This is a genomic window from Alkaliphilus pronyensis (assembly GCF_009017275.1).
GTDB lineage: Bacteria > Bacillota > Clostridia > Peptostreptococcales > Natronincolaceae > Alkaliphilus_C > Alkaliphilus_C pronyensis.
Window position 1 is genome coordinate 22461 of sequence record NZ_WBZC01000003.1, and the last position, 21123, is coordinate 43583.

The 21123-nt window shown below is 32.1% G+C and carries 18 protein-coding genes and 2 tRNA genes; 18 read left to right on the forward strand and 2 right to left on the reverse strand.

Features of this window, described 5'->3' with window-relative positions; translation table 11 throughout:
- Window positions 1-43 precede the first annotated feature (43 nt).
- From F8154_RS00905 to F8154_RS00920, 4 genes are read left to right on the forward strand one after another with little or no spacing between them, the layout of a single operon-like run.
- Window positions 44-577, forward strand: coding sequence for a hypothetical protein (locus tag F8154_RS00905; protein WP_151859707.1), 534 nt, complete (start codon window positions 44-46; stop codon window positions 575-577).
- 13 nt (window positions 578-590) lie between these two features.
- A complete protein-coding gene (locus F8154_RS00910) occupies window positions 591-1787 on the forward strand; it encodes an efflux RND transporter periplasmic adaptor subunit (RefSeq protein WP_151859708.1) in 1197 nt (398 codons plus the stop codon).
- Window positions 1787-2071 carry an ATP-binding cassette domain-containing protein gene (locus F8154_RS00915; protein WP_151859709.1) on the forward strand — a complete coding sequence of 95 codons (285 nt, stop codon included), beginning with the start codon at window positions 1787-1789 and terminating at the stop codon, window positions 2069-2071. Before F8154_RS00910 ends, F8154_RS00915 begins: the two co-directional genes overlap by 1 nt.
- 43 nt (window positions 2072-2114) lie before the next feature.
- Window positions 2115-3302: an ABC transporter permease gene (locus F8154_RS00920; RefSeq protein ID WP_151859710.1), complete on the forward strand. Its 1188-nt coding sequence runs from the start codon at window positions 2115-2117 to the stop codon at window positions 3300-3302.
- 228 nt (window positions 3303-3530) lie between these two features.
- On the opposite strand, the gene F8154_RS00925 is transcribed toward F8154_RS00920, so the two are convergent.
- Window positions 3531-3616, reverse strand: a tRNA-Leu gene (locus tag F8154_RS00925).
- Between the two features lie 265 nt (window positions 3617-3881).
- Between F8154_RS00925 and F8154_RS00930 the strand changes: the two genes are divergently transcribed.
- The 12 genes from F8154_RS00930 (at window position 3882) to F8154_RS00985 (ending at window position 16543) form a co-directional block, all read left to right on the forward strand.
- Window positions 3882-4343: a metal-dependent hydrolase gene (locus tag F8154_RS00930; protein WP_192930101.1), complete on the forward strand. Its 462-nt coding sequence runs from the start codon at window positions 3882-3884 to the stop codon at window positions 4341-4343.
- A gap of 8 nt (window positions 4344-4351) precedes the next feature.
- Window positions 4352-4831, forward strand: coding sequence for a hypothetical protein (locus F8154_RS00935; protein ID WP_151859712.1), 480 nt, complete (start codon window positions 4352-4354; stop codon window positions 4829-4831).
- Between the two features lie 151 nt (window positions 4832-4982).
- Window positions 4983-5558, forward strand: coding sequence for an RNA polymerase sigma factor (locus F8154_RS00940; protein WP_330577814.1), 576 nt, complete (start codon window positions 4983-4985; stop codon window positions 5556-5558).
- A 13-nt stretch (window positions 5559-5571) separates the two neighbouring features.
- A complete protein-coding gene (locus F8154_RS00945) occupies window positions 5572-6783 on the forward strand; it encodes a DUF4349 domain-containing protein (protein WP_151859776.1) in 1212 nt (403 codons plus the stop codon).
- Between the two features lie 6 nt (window positions 6784-6789).
- Complete coding sequence (locus F8154_RS00950) at window positions 6790-7536, forward strand: SIMPL domain-containing protein (protein WP_151859714.1); 747 nt, start codon at window positions 6790-6792, stop codon at window positions 7534-7536.
- A 206-nt stretch (window positions 7537-7742) separates the two neighbouring features.
- Window positions 7743-10415: a DNA polymerase I gene (gene polA / locus F8154_RS00955; RefSeq protein WP_151859715.1), complete on the forward strand. Its 2673-nt coding sequence runs from the start codon at window positions 7743-7745 to the stop codon at window positions 10413-10415.
- A 39-nt stretch (window positions 10416-10454) separates the two neighbouring features.
- Window positions 10455-11054: a dephospho-CoA kinase gene (coaE, locus tag F8154_RS00960; protein WP_151859716.1), complete on the forward strand. Its 600-nt coding sequence runs from the start codon at window positions 10455-10457 to the stop codon at window positions 11052-11054.
- Window positions 11055-11076: 22 nt separating this feature from the next.
- Window positions 11077-11694, forward strand: coding sequence for a lytic transglycosylase domain-containing protein (locus F8154_RS00965; RefSeq protein WP_243141120.1), 618 nt, complete (start codon window positions 11077-11079; stop codon window positions 11692-11694).
- Between the two features lie 100 nt (window positions 11695-11794).
- The gene (locus F8154_RS00970) at window positions 11795-13426 is read left to right on the forward strand and encodes a peptide ABC transporter substrate-binding protein (RefSeq protein ID WP_243141124.1); all 1632 of its coding nucleotides are present in this window, start codon (window positions 11795-11797) and stop codon (window positions 13424-13426) included.
- A gap of 125 nt (window positions 13427-13551) precedes the next feature.
- Window positions 13552-13636: transfer RNA gene (locus tag F8154_RS00975), tRNA-Leu, on the forward strand.
- Between the two features lie 259 nt (window positions 13637-13895).
- Complete coding sequence (locus tag F8154_RS00980) at window positions 13896-15458, forward strand: hypothetical protein (protein WP_151859718.1); 1563 nt, start codon at window positions 13896-13898, stop codon at window positions 15456-15458.
- Window positions 15459-15604: 146 nt separating this feature from the next.
- The gene (locus F8154_RS00985) at window positions 15605-16543 is read left to right on the forward strand and encodes a DMT family transporter (RefSeq protein WP_151859719.1); all 939 of its coding nucleotides are present in this window, start codon (window positions 15605-15607) and stop codon (window positions 16541-16543) included.
- A gap of 424 nt (window positions 16544-16967) precedes the next feature.
- Here F8154_RS00985 and F8154_RS00990 read toward each other — a convergent pair whose 3' ends face one another.
- On the reverse strand, window positions 16968-18233 hold the full coding sequence (locus tag F8154_RS00990) for a DUF418 domain-containing protein (protein WP_151859720.1): 1266 nt from the start codon (window positions 18231-18233) through the stop codon (window positions 16968-16970).
- Window positions 18234-18416: 183 nt separating this feature from the next.
- On the opposite strand from F8154_RS00990, the gene rarD reads away from it, so the two are divergent.
- Both rarD and F8154_RS01000 read left to right on the forward strand, forming a co-directional pair.
- On the forward strand, window positions 18417-19367 hold the full coding sequence (gene rarD, locus F8154_RS00995; RefSeq protein WP_151859721.1) for an EamA family transporter RarD: 951 nt from the start codon (window positions 18417-18419) through the stop codon (window positions 19365-19367).
- A 261-nt stretch (window positions 19368-19628) separates the two neighbouring features.
- Window positions 19629-21035, forward strand: a complete 1407-nt coding sequence (locus tag F8154_RS01000; RefSeq protein WP_207706791.1) for a hypothetical protein — start codon at window positions 19629-19631, stop codon at window positions 21033-21035.
- The last annotated feature ends 88 nt before the right edge of the window (window positions 21036-21123 follow it).

A 21123-nucleotide genomic window follows, 5' to 3' on the forward strand; every position in this document is an offset into this window, starting at 1 on the left:
AGTATTTTTATTATACTCAAAAACATTGGAATGGAGAGAGAAGATGAAAAAAATTGTAGTTTTACTAATGGTATGTTTAGTCATACTTGCAGGGTGCAACACAGATAATGAAACAAGTAATCCTTCGCAGGCAAGCAACAAAAGTAAAGATACTGAATTGGATTTAATGTTAGCTCAAACAAGACTTGAGAAAAAAACACTGTTTTTAGAAAAAGGCATAGTTATGTCCAGTACTGAAGAATTTTATCAATTTCCAGGGCAGTCGCAGAATATACCCACATGGGAGGATGAAGATTATTCATTTTTCTACGAATGCTCAAAAGCATATGTTGATTATATTAAAGAAAAACATGGATTTGATCCTGTAATATCTCAACAATGCTTAGACCCAAGAATGAATGCCATATATGATGACAGTGATAAAGGTGTAGCAAATGGATATAACAATGAAGATATATACTTGGTTGAGTATGAAACGCAAGACGAAAATGTTTATAGCTATTTAGTGGTAGTTAGGGAAAATGACGGTACATGGCATGTAATCCACGAAGGACTAAGCTATAAGAAAGGTGAGTAAAAGGTAAATTATTATGAAAAAAAATAAAAAGAAAATCGTTATAGGAATAATATGTTTAACTATTGTTGTATCAATGATATTTATGGCAAATAACAACTCCGAAGAACAGTCTGCAACAACAACTTTACAAACCGAAACTGTAAAAAGGGGAGATATAAACAATTCAACCATAGTAACAGGAGAAATTATTTCATCAGAAGAAACTACAGTTGTTTCAAGAGTAACAGGAGAAGTAAGAAAAATTGATGTTTCTAAGGGTGATTATGTTGAACAAGGGGATTTATTATTATCCATAGATACAAAAGAGTTGGATAGCAGAATAAAAAAGGCTGAAATAGCATTAAAGAAGAAAGAGGCAGAGTTAAGCGGACAAAAGACAATGAATATCAATAAAATCAATACAAAAACAGAGTTAAAAAACAAGTATGACTTTAAAGCAAAAGAGTTAGAAAGCAATGAAATTCTTTACAACAATGGTGCTATAAGTTTGCATGAACTTGAACAGTCAAGAATAGATGCACAGGAGGCATATAACGCATATGCACAGGTTTTAAATGTCGATAACAGCAGTTTAACCGTTGCAGAGTTGGAATATAAAGAGTTAAAAATAGAGTACAATAACCTGCTTATGGAAAAGGAGTACTATGAAATTGTTTCACCCATAGAAGGGATAGTAATTGATGTTTATATAATTGAAGGAGAAGTTACAGGGAAACAACAGCAGTTAATTCATATCGTCAACACAAATAATCTTAAAGTAACGGGATATATAAACGAATTCGAGGCAGATAATATAGCTTTAGGGAATGTCTTTGAAATCTCAAAATATGGTGAAACCTACTCAGGGGAAATTACATATATATCACCTGTTATAAAAACATTAAAAGTTCCAGGACGAGGCGATACAAAAGTTATAGAAATCGAAGGTATACTCTATGATGAAAACTTGTTACTGTTAGCAGGTTCGGATGTTACTCTTGACCTTATACTCCAAAAGTCTGAAGATGCACTAATTGTATCACAAAAGAGTATTTTCAATAATGAGTATGTTATCAAAATCGAAGGTGAAGATTATATTTTGGTTGAGGTGATAACAGGCGTACAAGATTTAATGAACATAGAAGTAGTAAGTGGCGAACTCAACGAAGGTGATATAATTCTTTCAAGCCCTACAATGGAATTGGTTAAAGAATTAAAGGGAGAGAAGTAATGATTACACTAAAAAATGCAAGTAAAATATATGAAGTCGAGAACAATAAAGTTTACGCCCTTGATAATATTAGCTTAACCATAAAGAAGGGAGAATTTGTCTGCATTATGGGTTCAAGCGGTTCGGGAAAATCTACACTGTTAAATATTTTAGGCTGTTTAGACAGGCTTACCGAAGGCGAATATCTACTGGAAGATAAAAATATAAACAGTCTTAAAAAAAATATCCTTGCAGAAATAAGAAATAACATGAAGAAGAAGTCGGAGCATACGGAAATAGGTTGATACGTTTTTCAGACGGTAAAATCATAAACGATGAGGTGAAGAAATGATTGAATATATAATAACCGCTTTTGAAGTTTTAAAGAATAATAAACTCCGCTCTATTCTTACTACTTTTGGAATTATTATAGGTGTTGGCAGTGTTGTTACAATAGTTTCTTTGGGCGAAGGAATGGTGAAAACCGTTGAGGAAAATTATGAGCCTACACTTGCTGTAATTGAATATGACTGGTCTAAACTAGGGAGTTACCTTGACTATACATGGATTGAAGATATAAATATGTTAAGCAGGGCTTTTGATGATAAAGTTCAAGGTGTATCAAAGCAATACAAAGGGGGAGAATCATTTATTTCAGGTAAAACAGGGGGCATTGCCTCTGCCTATCTTATGTATGCCACAGAAGATACATTGATTTTGGAAGATGAAACTATACTAAAAGGGCGAGATTTTAATGACCAAGACAGATATTTATCAAAACGAGTAACTATCATCCCTTCTTCTTTAGCAATACAAATCTTTGGAACAGACGATGTTTTAGGAAGAACGATAACTTTTATGAATGAATCCTATTCTATTGTGGGAGTTTTGCAAGATAGGTTTGATCCTTTAAGAGCCTTAGATGGTATAGGAAGTCTTCCTGTTTTTTATCTAACAGATACTATTATGCTTGAACGAGAAGGATTTTTACATGGTGGTGATGCCCCTATTAGAGTAAGGGTAAATGAGGGTGAAGATGTTAAAACTGTTATGACAGATATGGTTCATTTTTTAAAGCAAGCAAAGAATAGTGAAGCCTATATTTATTCTACCGTTACAATGGACATGGAAGCTACTAACGAAATTTTAAGGTTAATCACTATGGCAGTGGGTGCAATAGCAGGCATTTCTTTGTTTGTGGGGTGTATTGGCGTTGTTAACATTATGCTTGTTTCCGTAACAGAAAGGACAAGGGAAATAGGGTTAAGAAAAGCTATCGGTGCTAAGGATACACACATTATGTACCAGTTTATTACTGAAGCAGTTATTGTTTCTTTGATTGGCGGCATTATTGGTATTATAGTTGGTATTTTAGGGGCATGGATTATGCTTGACAGTATGGGAATGGTAACTGTTATTTCTATACAGTCTATTATAATATCAACTGTCGGGGCTATTATTGTAGGCTTAATATCAGGGATATACCCTGCAAGGAAAGCATCCAAGTTAGACCCTGTTGTTGCACTAGGGCATTAATATAGAAAAAAAATATAAAAATAATTAAACTCGCTGTGTATAATTGTTTATTTTGAGTAAATGATGTGTTTTACTACTTGTTTGTTAATCACACAAAAGGTTGCATTAATTATAGTATACAAAAAAATCAAGAGGTTTATAGATTTTGATTCGTGATGCCTTGCAGGAGCATTGTGGCAATGAAAAAACATACTGTGTGATATTGAAAAGCTTTAGAGAATGAAAAATTGGTGCCGATGGTGGGACTCGAACCCACACGCCATTACAGCACACGATTTTGAGTCGCGGTCGTCTGCCAATTCCGACACATCGGCATTTATCTTTATTTATACTTTAGTAACCAGTTTGCATCATGCCCTTATCAATGCCCTATTAAAGAAATAGCTCTAAACCAGCCTTCATGTATAACAAAAATATATTATCACAGCTATTATAAAATGTCAATTAAATACAAATAGAAAAATATACAACTATATATAGTTTTTCTAGTTTGATATAATAAAAAAATGTTAGGGAATTTTAGTAACGCCACTGACTTGAATTATGCAAGACACATTTATGTCAAAAGGGGGAATGGGGATGGACCCATTATCACATGCACTAATAGGCTTGTCCCTACATGGGCTTAGCCAAGGGCCAAGCTTAAGTAACCCTGCCACCATTGGGGTAATCATTGGTGCTATAGTGCCAGACCTAGATATAATAGCAAGATTAAAGGGAGATTATGTATACTTAAAGCATCATAGGGTAGAAACCCATTCAATTCCAGGTATTATTGGGTTATCTCTTATAACCACCTATCTGCTTTCTTTTTTATACACTTCATTTGCTTTTAAAGAAGTATTTATCTGGACAATGATAGGTGCCTTATCCCACATGTTTTTTGATCTCCTAAACTCCTATGGGGTTGCAATATTATATCCCTTTAATAGAAGGATGTATTCCTTGAACTTAATAATGATATATGACCCAGTAATATTTTGCTGGGAGGCTACATTTTATTCTACAGTAGAGGTACCCTTCAAGAAAATCTCACTATAGGGGTTATAATGTTGATTTATTTTTCCTATAGACTATTAAATAAAAGAAAGCTGTTTAGAGTTCTTAAAACCTATTATGGAGATAGCAAGATAATTAACAGAGCAATTGTTATGCCATCGAATTATAATCCATTTAAATGGGATTATATAGTAAGAACAACAAAGGAGTATATAGTTGGAGATATTAACAGCTTTAGCTGTATTCCTAACCAATCAGGAGAGCTTACTATTGTTACTAACCCTATTGTTGAAAAATCCTTAAAGGAGGAGCTAGGAAGATACTTTAAAAGCTTTACACCCTTTTATCATATTAGCTTTAAAGAAGAAAAGGATAGAATTATTGTTAAGATGACTGATTTGAGATATAGGGTTTCAAATGGATTCAAGCATCATGCACTTTTTTATTATAGCTTAAATGCACAGTTAATAAGTAGTGTTTTTCATCCCTTTAGCATGGAAAATAATATTGAAATTAAGAATAATCGGTAAATATAGCCGATTATTTTTATTGAAGAATTGTTAAGAAAACGAAATATCATTATTGTTAAAAAGATATATAATTAAAATATAAATTAATCATGGAACAATACATAAATTATGTCGTCTAATGGAATATGAGGTGGGGAAAGGAGTGGAAGGCTTGAGTCAAGAAGAAATCTCCTTAATAGAAGAATCCAAGCAGGGGGATATAGAGAGCTTTGAAAGACTAATAGAACCATATCAAAAAAAGGCCTTTAACATCGCCTACAGAATGTTAGGTAATTTAGAGGATGCCAATGATGTAACTCAAGAGGCATTAATTAAAATTTATAGGTCTATTAATAAGTTTAAAGGTAATAGTCGGTTTTCTACATGGCTTTATTCTATTGTGACAAACTCCTGCATTGATTATATTCGTAAGAATAGAAGGGGGAAGGTTATTTACTTAGATAAGGATTATGAGACAGAGGAAGGCAACTATCAGTTGGAAATACCAGACAACAACAATTCTCCTGAAATATTATTAGAAAGAAAAGAAACACAATATATTATACATGATGCAATAAACCAGCTTACCTATGAGCATAAGGAAGTGATTATTTTAAGAGACATTGAAGGCTTTAGCTATCAAGAGATTTCTGAAATACTTAAGTGCTCTGAAGGAACTGTAAAATCAAGAATAAGCAGGGCCAGAAGCAGCTTAAGAATTTTGATTACTGAAAAATTAAAGGCTTAAAGGAGGGTTAGAAATGGATTGCAAAAGCTTTGATAAATTTAGTTCTTTATATATAGATGATGTTCTTTCAAAAGAAGAAGCTATTGAATATGAAAATCACCTTAAGCATTGTGAAAAATGTAATGCTGCACATAAAAATTTAAAAACCATAGTTACTTGTGTTAACCAGATGCAAGAAATAGATTTGCCTTCCAGTTTTAATAATACCCTCCGTGAAAAGCTAAGGTTACAAGCTAATAAAACAGAATATTCACCTAAAAAGAAGTGGTTAAACCTTAGACTTGTGAAGGGTATAGCTGCTGGGGTATTAGTTTTACTGGTGACTGCAACAACCTATAGCTCATTTATGCCTAACCAATTTAGAGGTAAATCTATGCTAATGACAGATGAAGCTCCAACTGAAGCAAACTATGCTGCCGAGAGCGAACAGTTTATTGATGATAAAGTAATCATTAATGAAGATGTAGCCTTCAACGCTAATGATCAAATGAGTACTATGGCTACAGCTGAAAATTTTTCGGAATTTAAGCTTATCCATACTGGAAATATAATTATTGAAACCACAGATTTTGATAGGGTTTATAATTCAGTTTTACAATTGGTTAATGAAAATAATGGGTATATACAACAATCAGAGTCCTTTTATCGACATCTAAATAAAGAAAACCCAAAAGATTCTTTAAGGTATGCAAATATTACAGTACGAATACCAAGTGGTACCTTTAAGGGTGTATTTAATGAAATTGAATCCCTTGATAGGGTAATAAGTAGAAATACTCATACAGAAAACATAACAGAAACCTATAGAGATACTGAGACACAAGTAAAAAACTTAGAAATTCAAGAGGAACGACTACAGGAGATTTTAAGAAAAGCAGATAAGGTTGAAGATTTATTGAAAATAGAAAATGAGCTATCCAGAATAAGACTAGAAATCAATAGGTATAAAGGCACTTTAAAATCCTATGACCGACTGGTGGAAATGTCAACTATTCACCTTGAAATTAATGAGGTAAAGCCATCAATATTAAAAATACAGACAGTAGATGAAGGTATATGGGGAAAAGCAAAAAATAACTTTATTCAATCGGTAAATGCAATTATTATGACTGGTCAAAAAAGCTTCGTTAGTTTGTTCGGGTTACTACCACATCTTTTAATAATATCTGCTCTGATAGTCCCATTAGGATGGTATTTACTAAAAAAATATAAGAAGGGAAGGTAGAAAAAAATGAAAAATTTAACAGTTAAAAAGGGTCCTTTTATAATCCTTATGGTGTTACTACTTGTTAGCATCTTCTTTCTAGGTGGGTTTTCTTCGAGTGTGGCAAAGGAAGAAATAAATACTGATTCTAAAAGTGAAATCAGTGTAAGCGGAACAGGGGTAATTCAGGTAAAACCAGATATAGGTATTATAAACATTGCTATAGAAACCTTAAATGTGGATTCTGAAGCTGCACAGGATGAAAACACAGAGCTTTCAAATAAGCTGGTAGATGCACTGGCAAAAGAAGGTATAGCTGAAGAGGACATTAAAACCTCATACTACAACATGTATCGTGAAAGAATCTATAATAAAGAAAATGGAAAAGAGCAAGATGGCAAGTATAGAGTTCTACATTCCTTTCAAGTTACAGTAAAGGACATTAATAAAGTAGGTGCTATTATTGATACTGCTGTAAACAATGGGGCAAATAAAATCAACAATATTAGATTTGCTGTATCAGAGCCTGAAAAATATTACTTAGATGCTCTAGCTGCTGCAGTTGAAAATGCTGAAGGAAAGGCAAAAACCATAGCAAATACACTTGGTGTAAAAATCCATAAACCCTCAATGGTAGTAGAAAGGGGATATAGTGAGCCCTATGGAAAGCATGTTAACTTTAGGATGGAGGTTGCATCAGACTCTATAGCTACACCAATTACAGCTGGTGATTTAGAAATAAAAGCATATGTTAATGTAACATATAACTACTAATTTAATATATCATAAAAGCCTAGCGGCCCTTCGTAACTGTATCTACGAAGGGTTAGCTAGGCTTAATAGCTTTGTGGAGTATTTAAAATTCTTTATTTGATTTCAATAGAAATTGTATATAATAATTAACGATAGGTTGTACTATGGATTTAATAAATGTTAAAATATTAATACTAGGATATTACCTTTTGAAGGGATGATAACAAATGATAAAGGATCGAATAGTAATAATTGATGGGAATAGCTTAATAAACAGAGCCTTTTATGCACTACCACCACTGGTGACAAAGGACGGAAAATATACAAATGCAATATACGGATTCTTAACAATGCTAAGTAAGGTTTATGATGAATACGATCCAGAATACATAGGGGTAGCCTTTGATCTTAAGGCTCCAACCTTTAGACATAAGGAGTATGGAGATTACAAGCTAGGAAGAAAAAAAATGCCTCCAGAGCTGGCACAACAAATGGAGCCACTAAAGGAGGTTTTAGATGCATTAAACATATATAGAGTTGAAGCAGAAGGCTTTGAGGCCGATGATCTTATAGGGACATTATCTAAGCTTTGTGAAGAAAAGGGTATGGAAAGCTTAATTGTAACAGGTGACAAGGATGCCCTTCAGCTTGCATCTCAAACAACTAAAATACTTATTACTAAAAAGGGTATATCCAACCTAGAGATTTATGATGACAAAAAGCTTTATGACGTTTATGAGTTAACACCACAGCAATTTATTGACTTAAAGGGATTAATGGGGGATAAATCAGATAACATACCTGGAGTACCAGGAGTAGGTGAGAAAACTGCATTAAAGCTACTAAAGGAATTTGGTTCTATAGATACGCTTATTAAGAATTCAAATAAAATAACAGCTACAAAGCTTAGGGAAAAAATAGAAAAACATGCCTCGGATGCAGTAATGAGTAGAAGATTAGCTACTATTGTTACTGATGTTCCAGTAGATATTGATATCGAGAGCCTAAAAAGAACAGAAGGACATTATGATTACATAGTAGAGCTCTTTAAAAAATATGAGTTTAATAGCTTGATTAACAAGTTTGCAATACAAAAAAATGAGGTTAATAATGAAAAAAAGCAAAAAAATCTAATAAAAATAACTAATTTAGAATCTATGCTTAAGGCAAAGAGTAATATGATTAACGGAAGAGAAATAGCAATAAAATCATTAACAGAAGAAAGTAACATGCTAACCGATGAAATTATCTGTATTTCAATGGCCACAAGGGAAGATATATATTTTATAGACTTAAAAAACACAGATAAACCTAAAGAAATAATAGAAGCTGTAAAGGACATATTAAGTCATGAAGAAATAGAAATAATTGGTCATGATGTAAAAAAAGAAATCATTCACTTTAAACCATATGATATTACTATAAATAACATTACATTTGATACCATGATAGCAGAATATTTAATTGATCCTGCTAAGTCCTCCTATGGTCTTAAGGAACTGAGTACCTTTTACTTAAATGAAAGTATTATGGATGATGAGGAGTTAAGGGGTAAAGGGAAGAAGCAGTTAAAACCCAAAGACATAGACCCTCAAAAGGTTGAAAAATATATGTGTCAACATGTTAATGCCATTATAGAGCTTATGGGACCTATTGAAGAAAAAATAAAGGAGCTTCAATTAGAAAATCTATATTATAATGTGGAGCTGCCCCTTACTGAAGTTCTTGCATCAATGGAGCTAGAAGGGATAAAGGTTGATAAGGATATGCTTAATAGGTTGAAAATAGAGTTTCAAGATAAGCTAGAGGAGCTTACAAAAAACATATACTCCTTAGCAGGGGTTAGCTTTAACATAAATTCACCAAAGCAGCTGGGGGAGGTTTTGTTCGAAAGATTAGAGCTACCACCTATTAAAAAAACCAAAACTGGCTTCTCAACAAATGCAGAGGTTTTAGAAAAGCTGTATGATAAGCATGAAATTATACCGAGGATAATTGATTATAGGCAAATAGCAAAGCTGAAATCAACCTATGTTGATGGACTGCTGAACATTATTAATCCTATTACTAATAGGATACACTCCAGCTTTAATCAAACGGTTACTACTACAGGGCGTATATCAAGCACAGAGCCTAACCTACAAAACATACCAGTTAAGCTGGAGATGGGACGAAGACTTAGAAGGGCCTTCACAGCAGAGGAAGGCTATAGGTTTGTTGATGCCGATTACTCACAAATTGAATTAAGGGTTTTAGCCCACATATCAGGGGATGAAAACTTATTAGATGCCTTTGATAAGGATCAAGATATTCACACTAGAACAGCAGCAGAGATTTTTGATGTTGATATGGAAGATGTAACACAAGAGATGAGAAGTAATGCTAAGGCAGTTAACTTTGGTATAGTTTATGGAATCAGTGACTTTGGACTTGGTGAAAACTTAAATATTTCAAGAGCTAAGGCAAAAAAATATATTGACAGCTATTTAGAAAAGTATGGTAGCGTAAAAAAATATATGGGTGACAGCGTAAAGGCTGCTAAGGAAAAAGGATATGTTAAAACCCTTTTAAACAGAAGGCGATATTTACCAGAGTTACATTCAAGTAATTTTAATATACGTTCCTTTGGAGAAAGAATTGCAATGAATACACCAATACAAGGAAGTGCAGCCGATATCATAAAACTAGCTATGGTAAAGGTGTATAAAGCTTTAAATGAAAAACAACTAAAATCAAAGCTAATTTTACAGGTCCATGATGAGCTTATTGTTGAAGCTCCACAGGATGAGCTGGATATAGTTAAGGAATTACTTAAGGAGTGTATGGAGACTGCAATAGAACTAAAAGTTAGACTAAAGGCAGATTTGTCCTACGGAGATACCTGGTATGATGCAAAATAGACTAACAGACTTATTGATGTTATATAAGGGTGAATAATAATGAGTAAAACAATAGGCTTAACAGGTGGTATAGCAAGTGGTAAAACCACTGTATCAAAAATATTAGAGCTATTAGGTGCCATCATTATCGATGCAGATTTAATAGCCAGAGAAGTAGTAAAAAAAGGCACTCCAGCTCTTAAAAGTATAGAAGCTGTTTTTGGTAAAGAGTTTATTACCAAAGATGGAGAGCTAAATAGAAAAAAGCTAGGGGTGCATGTCTTTAGTAATAAGAAAGCATTGGAAAAACTAAATAGCATAACTCACCCAATAATAATAAACCATATACAAAATCAAATAATAGAGCTGAAGAAGAATAACAGTAATTCAATTATAGTTTTAGACGCTGCCCTTCTTATAGAAATGAAGCTAACATCCCTTGTAGATGAGGTTTGGGTTGTAGCAGTAACCTTCGAAGAGCAACTTAAGAGACTAATGGAAAGAGATGGACTTTCAAAAAGGCAAGCTATAGACAGAATTAATTCTCAAATGAACATTGAAGAGAAAAAAGCATATGCAGATAAAATAATTGATAATTCAGGAGGTCTATCTCAGCTAGAAGCCCTAATTATTAATATATGGAAAAATATAAAAGATTAATGATACTTCGGAGGGATTGGATTTGATTATCTTTGTAAGCAAAAAAGCCCGTTTTTTAATAATATTATTAATTATATTTATAGCAGGAATACTGTTACTTAATAATGCAGACTGGATACTAAAAACAATCTATCCAATTCATTATCAAGAGTATATAGAGAAGTATTCTGAAATATATAATCTTGATCCTTATCTTGTGGCAGCAGTTATTCGTAACGAAAGCAGCTTTAACCCAAAGGCAACTTCCCCTAAGGAAGCTAGGGGATTAATGCAAATAGCCCCAATAACAGGAGAATGGGCATCCGAAAAGCTTAAAATTGATAACTATTCAGTGGAAAGGTTATATGAGCCTGAGCTAAACATAATGATTGGTTGTTGGTATTTAAATATCCTTTATAGAGAATTTGGAGATAACCTACAACTAATAATTGCAGCTTATAATGCAGGTAATGGAAATGTAAGTCGCTGGTTGACTAATTCCGAATACAGTAGTGATGGGAAAAAGTTAGATGTTATACCCTTTGGTGAAACTAAAGCTTATCTTGAAAGAGTAAATAGAGATTATAATAGATATAGAATAATATATAAAGAGGGAGCAAAGGGATTTTTAAAATACCTAATGCAATATACCTTATTTTAGCAAGTTGTATTTATCTATTTAAACAAACCAGCAAATAATATATAATGGAATAGATATTGATTTTTAAAACATTGTTACTTTTAAAGGGGGACATACTTTGATGAAACAGAAGAATATTATTTTAATGCTGTTTTTAAGCTTAGCTTTATTTTTAACAGCATGCAATCAAGAAACTGTCATAGATGAGGTGCCTGAAGTAGAAGAAGAACCTATAGAAAACTTGGAACCAGTCGAGGGAGGAACACTAAAGCTATCAGTAACTAGATTTAATAATTTTAATCCTTTATTCGATAATAGTAGAGGAATAAAGCAGCTACAAAACATAATTTATGGCGGCTTAGTTAAATATAATAAGAACCTAGAGCTAGAGCCTGCATTAGCTGAATCATGGGAAATATCAGAAAATGGTCATGCGATTGAGTTCAAATTAAGAGATGATGTTAAATGGCACGATGGACAACCATTTACAGTAGAGGATGTACTTTTTACTTTTCAAGTTATAAAGGGTAATAGAGAATTAGTTCAAAATACTTCAGTATATACAAAGAGTATACAGCAAATATCTGATATGGGTATGTTAGATGATAATAAACTAAGGGTGACATTTACAAGACCCTTTAGCAATGGACTAGAGGTAATGACATTTCCTATATTACCAAAGCATTTATTTCAGCAGGGTAACGAAGATAAGCTGGAAAGCTCTGCTTTCCCTATAATAGGAACAGGTCCATACAAGCTTGTAAACTATGATTCATTAAAAAATATGGAGTTGGAAAGAAACAATGACTACTGGGGAAAGACCCCCTATATTGATGCTATTCATGTGAACATAGTACCGGATATAGATGCACAGCTTTCACAATTTGAAAATGGTGAAATAGACTTGGCAGAGGCTATATCTATTGATTGGGGAAAGTATTTAGATGACGACAATGTTGATGTTTATGAATATGTAAGCAACTATTATGAGTTTATTGGTTTTAACTTTAGAAATGAAATAGCTAATAATATTGCCATTAGAAAAGCAATAGCCTTTGGAATAGATAGACATAAATTGGTTAATAACATATATTTAGGACATGGAACTGTAGCTGATGTACCAATATTTCCACAATCATGGCTTTACAATGAAAAAAGCTTAAAGTATGGATATGATGTAAATCAGGCAGCTACACTTCTTGAAGAGATTGGATATAGGCTTTTAGAAACAGAAGAGGATATAATTCGAAGGAATGAAGAGGGGGAAAAGCTTAAGCTTACCCTAATAACTAATAAGGATAACCTGTTAAGGGAAAAAACAGCATATTTTATTAAGGATGAGCTAGAGGTAATAGGAATAGAAGTAGAAGTACAATTACTGGAATGGGAAGAGTTAAATGAAAGAATAAAAACAAATACCTATGACTTAATACTTGGAGGCTGGGAATTAAGTATAGGACAAGATTTATCCTTTGCCTTCCATTCAAGCCACCTAGATGATACAAACTTTATTGGCTATAGTAATGAAGATATGGACAATCTATTGGTTGAAGCCTTTAGGTCCAGCAATAGAGAAGAAAAGAAAGAAAACTATGAAGCATTACAAATCCATATCTCCAATGAATTACCATACTTTAGTCTATTCTTTCAAAATAGAGCTTTACTAGTTAATGATAGAATTAAGGGAGATATAGAACCCCATATGAATAACAGGTTAAATGGAATAGAAGATTGGTTTATAGAAACAAAATAGAGTAAATAGAATAAAGCAAATAAAATAAAGGGGCTGGGTTTTTGGCCCCTTTTATATTATAGCTATAAGCCAGTTGACTTTTAATAATGTGGGTATTATAATATTAAAGTGCTAATTAAATAAAGGCGAGTGTGCTGGAATCGGCAGACAGGCACGTTTGAGGGGCGTGTGTCAATAGACGTATGGGTTCAAGTCCCATCACTCGCACCAAATCACACCATTTTCTAAAAGGAGATGGTTTTTTATATATAACTTAAAATCAAAAAAAGATACTTTGGTATTATTTTTAAAATCTACTAACCTTTTAGCAGGTTTTTTTTATATAATATAGAAGTATTTACATTAGATAACAGTTTTTCATAAGATTTTCTTGATGAATTTTGGTTAATTTTGTATAATGTTATTATAAGCTGTAAAAATATTGAAAAACCAGTTATTAACTATTAATTAAAACTAAGGGTGTGTAGCCGTGGAAAATATAAACCTAACTAATTATAATATTGTTGATACCTTTAAGGAAACAGAAAAGCAGAAAATATATATTGGTAACAGCCTAGAGATAGATAAAAAAATGGTTATTATAAATGCTATAAATGATAGGTCTATTATGGATGAAATAAAGGCTATAGAAGAGTCATTTCTTTTATCTACACTAAATAACCTTGTAGATATAAAAAAAGAAGAGGATAAAATAATTTTAATAACAACCCTGAATGATGCAACACCGCTGGAAGCCTATGTTGAAGACAATACCTTATCCTTGAAGGAACGTATGGATTTAGTACTGGAGTATCTAAAGCATATAGTTAAATATGACCAACTGAGTAATACCCTAAAGAGTATGCTGGTGGACGAAGCACAGGTGGTTGTAGAGAAAAATGGCAGGCTAGCCTTTGATGAAGTATTAATTATTGATAGCGAGGAAAATACTTTAGATTTTGGCTCAATAGCAAGAAAAATTGGAACAGTATTTTATAAAATATTGTTTTACGATGGTATAGAGACCAATAATCCTATGATTACAGAGGAGCTAAATAGGTTTATAGATGACCTTCAACATAATAATCAAGCCTTTAATAGCATAGAAGGATTAATGGAGGAGTATAGAAAGCACTATATATATTACATATGTATGAATAATATTAATAAAGAGGAAGATAATGAGTTACCAAAGAAAAAACCTTTTTCAGGCTTTGAATATGGTGGTAAGCCTAAAACTAGCAAAACAAAAAATGCAGTTATAGTTTCCTTTATACTTATCCTAATGATAATAGGTATTGCTTTAGGAATGAGGCATTTAACACCAGTAGAAACCCTCCAGCAGCCCTCAGAGGAAGAAACTAATATAGCAAAACCTATTGCTGAATTTACAGTAGAAAAGGATGGACCCCATTGGAGATTTATAAGCAATAGTACACCTTCAAAAAACAACACTATAGATGAATACACCTGGGAAATCAGAAAAAATGGTATATTATTGAAGGCTTTAAAAGATAAGGATTTAAAATTAGACTTCAAAGAATCTGGAATATATGAGGTTTCACTTCAGGTTAGAGACAGCAACAATGAATGGAGTGATAAATTTTCAAAACACGTAGAAATTACGCTAGAAGATAGTGAAGAAAATGCAGAAGGCAATATATCATCAAAGAACCTTTACACAATAAACTATAAAGAGGATGAAATTACAATAGATACTAGTATTTTTAGAAAGGACAGTTTTTCCTACAGAATTGACAATAATACAACGTCAGCTGTTCTAGCCTTAGAGGATATCGAAATTGAATCCGGTGGTTTTTTAACCTTTTGGATTTTAGGTACTAAAGATGATAAAGTTAATATAGATATACAGCTGTTTGACAAAAACCAGAAATTAACTGGAGCTGATAGTATTACCCACAAGCTACAATCCCATAATAATTGGGAAATGGTAACACTCCAAGTGGCACAAGCAAGTAAAGTAAGAATTGTACTGTCACAATTCAGCAACACATTATGGATAGATGATATACAGTTAGAACTATTGAAATAATGGCTATAAAATTATTACATTTATAGTCATTATATTTTTGTCATTTTATTTAGCAATAATGTTTTCCTTACCCCAATAAAATGTTGTATAATATAGGCAAGTTTAATAAGTAAACACATTTCATACAATTTTAAGGGGGTTATATTTTGAATCAAAGAAGATTAGGTAATATAGCTGTAATATCTGCTATAATCATTTTTTCACTTAATTTTATTAGTATGAAATATCTTGTTAAGTATATTCCTCCCTTTGGTTTGATTTTTTTGAGATTTGCATTGGCTTCAATATTTTTTAACATAGTTATTTTATTCAGAAAAGAGAAGCATATAATAAAAAAGGATGACAAAAAAAAGGTTGTTTTAGCAGGCTTTGTGGGAATAGTAATATACTACTGCTTTCAAACTATAGCCCTAATCTATATATCAGCCTCACTTGCAGCCCTTATATGTGGTTTAATACCAATTTTCACTTTGCTTACTAAGGTTTTTATTGATAAGAGAAGGCTAGCTTTATCTGAGCTATTAATATTCTTAATATCAATAGTAGGGGTGTTTTTAGTATTAGATATGGGATTAAAGGAGCTATTCAGTTCCTCAGAAATAATAGGATTCTTATATATGCTACTGGCGGTTTTAAGTTGGATAGTATACACAATACTAACATACAGCCTGCAGAACAGTTACGATACCCTTACCTTAATTAGTAAGCAATTTAATGCTTCAACCATTATATTACTTATAATATCAATTATTGATCTTCCTAAAATGTTAATTGCCTTTAAGCAGGTTGAAATCTTACCTATACTAATTGGAAATCTACTTTTCGTAGGTATTATCTGTTCAGCATTAGGGTATTTCTTTTATATCTACGGTATGGAAAAACTAGGTGTTGAAATTTCCTCACTATATATGAATTTACTACCGGCCTTAACTGCTATAATTAGCTATTTTGTTTTAGATGAAATCTTAAATACAAAGCAAATTATTGGAATTGTAATTGTGCTCATTTGTCTTTATGTGAATGGATATATAGACTTAATGAAAGCAAAAAACAATACACCCAATACAGAGCTTCAAAAAGCCTAGATTTGTAATAAATCTAGGCTTTTTGAACTTAACTGCTTTTAATTTTATTTAAGTTTTTTAACTTTCATTTTTGCTTTTAGTTTTTATTGTTCTTAATTATGATTTGTAATTTTTAACTTTTAATTTTTAGTTTTTAATTACGTCTTCTTGTTTCCATATTACATATTCCATATTACCTATTCCATATTACCTATTCCTTATTACCTATTACCTATTACATATTACTTGCTTTTATGGTTTAACACTCAACATTCAACAATTCTTTTATGTTTTTCACTTTTCACTTTTCATTTTTAATTCTTAATTCTATGATTGTCTTTTATCTTTTGATTTTTGATTTTTCCATTTTCAATTTAATCTTTTAGTTTTTCACTTTTCACTTTTCACTTTTCACTTTTAACTCTGCTTTTTATTTTTCAATTTGTTACAAGCTTCCTCCATAGGTCAAATACCGCCATACCCACTCAAAGGGTCCGTACTTGTATTTGCTCAACCAAGCTTTACTGAAGAATATTTGTCCAATATAAATTATAATGGTAATTAATATACCTGTTGCAAGATTGGCTTTATTTAACAGACCAAATCCATAGCCATAGAATAATATTGAACATAGAATACATTGCACTAAATAATTTGTTAGTGCCATTTGTCCCATATAGCTTAGGGGCATAAGTAGGCTTTTGATGTTAGTTTTATGATATAGAAGGACTAAGCTGGTAATATAAAACAATGATAGGAAAACAGTAGCTATCTCACTAAAGAAAGTTATAGAGCCACTATAAAACAGTCTATTAACAACTATAGCCTCAAACTGAATTAGCACATAGACTAGGGTAGATAAAAGTCCTACTATACCAGCTGTTTTCCATACTTTTTTTATAAATCCTAAGTTACCTTTAATATCCTCAAATATTTTTCTTTTACCTACATAAAAACCAATAAGAAACATACCAAGAATCTTAGGTATTAACACAACAAGGCTCATTGCAACTAAGCTAAGTTCATTTTGCAATCTATAGGATACTACCTCTATAAATGAGCCATTACCATATACATCTAAGGATTCCTCCGCCTGCATTTGAGTTTGGGCATTATATGCACTTATTGTTTCTTCATCAAGAAACTCATACATTAAATCATTTGATAGCATAAAGAAGCTGTACAATATAATTGAGATTGACAGTAGGGCTATCATCCAATTTCTTATAGTTTTAACCCTGCAGTTTTTAAATAGGATTAATAGAAAACCTATAATTCCGTATGCATGCAAAATATCTCCGAACCAAACTAATGTAAAATTTAACATTCCAAAAAGAAATAGAAAAAATGAGCGTCTAGCAAAGAGTCTTCTTGGGCTATTTGTTTTCGCCTCAGCCCTATCCATAAATATATAAAAGCCTAAACCAAATAGAAAAGAAAAAATTGTGTAAAACTTACCCTCTGCAAATATTTGAATGAATAATGAAGATATTTTATCAGACAAGGCAGTAAGCTGTAGTGGATTAGCCAGAGGTGATACACCAGCTATCTCCTCCATTAAAGTTGAATTAAACATTGCGATGTTTACCAGCAGTACTCCAAAAAGTGCGAAGCCCCTTACTATATCCAATTCTTTAATTCTTTCCCCTGCCGACACTGGTTTAACAGTTTTTGTATTGGTCAATTTTATTCCTCCTTTTACCTTTTTCATAATTATATCAAATAGTAAGAAACTTTAGTATCTACTTTTACAGAGGGATTGTTAAATATCATTTAAAAAAATAATATATATTATCAAAACAGCTGAATATCATAGCATTTAAATTTACAAATATATAGTATATAATTATCTATAGTATATAATATTTAAACTATAAAGAGATGGGGTAAAGCAATGGAAAACCAAGCTAGCTTAAGCAAAAATGACAACAAAAAAATAGGGATACTATATGGAACTATAGCCTTTATAGCATGGGGATTTCTTCCATTATATTGGAAGCTGTTAAATCAAATACCAGCCCTAGAGATATTAGCCCATAGAATAACCTGGTCCTTTGTATTTGTCACCATCCTCCTTTTATTAAAAGGGGATTTTAAAAGGCTGAAGGAAGTGTTTAAAAGCAGAAAAAATACAGTGTTAATAATTTTTGCCTCTGTATTTATAACAGTTAACTGGTTTACATATATTTGGTCAGTAAACTCTAATTATGTGGTGCAGGCAAGTATGGGCTATTATATCAATCCGTTGGTGGTATCCCTTTTAAGCATGCTAGTGTTAAAGGAGCGGTTTAATGCTGGACAAATGATAGCACTAATTCTTGCAACTATAGGTGTTTTAGTATTAACTATTCAGTATGGCAGAATTCCATGGATAGCATTAATATTAGCAACAACCTTTGCCTTTTATGGATTAACAAAAAAGCTTCTTACAGTTGACTCAATTACTGGATTAGCCCTTGAAACAATGATTATAACTCCTGCTGCTTTGTCCTTTATAATTTATAGACAAGTAACTGGAGTAGGCAGCTTATCAACTATTCCAATACCAGTATTGATTTTATTAATGCTTTCAGGTGTAGCTACTGCTACTCCCCTCCTTTGGTTTGCAAAGGGGGCACAAATGGTGGAGCTTTCAACAATAGGCTTTTTACAGTATATAGCACCAACCATCAGCTTGTTTTTAGGAATATTTCTGTTTAAAGAGGAGTTTTCTCAAACACACTTTATTAGCTTTTCGTTTATTTGGGTAGCTTTAATAATTTATACTATATCCATAACAAGGGGTAATATATATAAAATAAAAGAAAAGTCAGAGGCTGTTTCTGCTAAAAAACCAAGCATGTAATCAAAGAAGTTGTTTTCCAAAAGAAATTGAAGGGAGAATATTATGGAATTAATTGATATACAACATAAAATAAAACAATTCACCAATGAAAGAAATCGGTCGTTCTCTTTTCGCTTATTTGCTTAGCAAATGAAACAGAAACAAATTTACAGGAAGCATTGTTTGGAGTTTTAGAAAAATATGAAAAAAGGTTTAAAGACAAAGGAAATATTGGGTCTTTATGATATCAGCATAAATAAAATATAATAGTGAGGTGTCTACATGAGAAAAACTATATGGAGTATGATTATAATAATTGTAGCTGTTACTATCTTTACCAGCACTGCTTTCTCTAACTCTGGTCCTGTTTATTGGGGAGGGAAATCAGCTTCTGATATATTGTTAGTTGATAGCAACTCACCTATAACTGTTACAAGTGAAAACCTAACCTTTGATTTTTCCAAAAATCAAATACCTGACCACACTATTCATGGGGAAGTTACTGCTGAGTATGTTATGGTTAATCCTACAAATGAAAGCCAGACTGTACTGATGGCTTTTCCTTTTATTTCACAAATTAGAAGCTTAACAACTGACGATGTACGAATATATGCTGATGACAAGCTGCTAGACTATGATATTTATATAGGAGATATTATTAGAAGCAGCGCAACAGAAAGTAATAAAGAATCAACCTTTAGCTTTACTAATATAGTTAATAACATCACAAATGAGCCCTATAAAGCAGAGAGCTTTGCCAAAAATGAAAGGAGGAGGCTCTATACCTTTAAGGTAACGCCAACCACTGAGGAAAGAATTAATTTTACGGTAGATTTCTCCTTTAACCATAAGGATACCAAAATAGTATCGGATGGATTTAATAGGTATGAGAGAAAAGGTGATGAAGTCAAAATTGCAGCATGGTGCTATGAAGAAGAAAGCCTAGAGCTATTCCTATTGGGAAAAGATGTTGATTTTGAAGTAAATGCATATTCTGATGGTGAACTAAGTGAAGAGACAGACCTGTTTACATATAATGTTACTACTGAAGAAGTTGAATTAGAGTCATATATAATGGATTATATTGGAGAGGAAAATCAAGCTGCAAATAAAGAAATGTTTGCAGATTCACAAATATATAACTTGTATGCACAGTCTTTAGATGAGCTATTTTCACATGGAAATGGATACTGCGTTGAGTTTGATATAATAGAGCAACAACATTTTCAACGATTATTAACCCTTGCTTATACTGTTGAATTTCCACCCAACAGTGAAAAAAAGGTATCGGTTAATTATATGACAACTGGAACAATGGATAAAACAGAAACCGTTTATCCCTTATATACCTTTGACTATATTTTAAATCCTGCAAAAAATTGGAGGGATTTTAAGAATCTAAATGTTAAGATAATACCTCACCCAGATGCACAATATTTAGTGGAGAGTAATATTGAGTTCATAAAGGAAGAAAACAACACATATACTGCAAAGCTTGAGAATCTACCAGAAAATGATCTTACCTTTACTTTGTATTCTGACGAAGAAATCACAGCTATAGATAGATTAGCAGGTGACATATATAATAGGTTTGGCTATCTAACCCCCATTGTAATAATACTAATAGTTTTAACAATAGTAACATTAATTATTGTGGCAATTATAAGAAAAAAACAGCATAAAGCTTAGGTTTGAGGATAGTTTATATTAAAATTTAGTATCTATATAGGAACCTAGAGGATTATATGGTATTATATAATAAATAAATGTTAAAGGG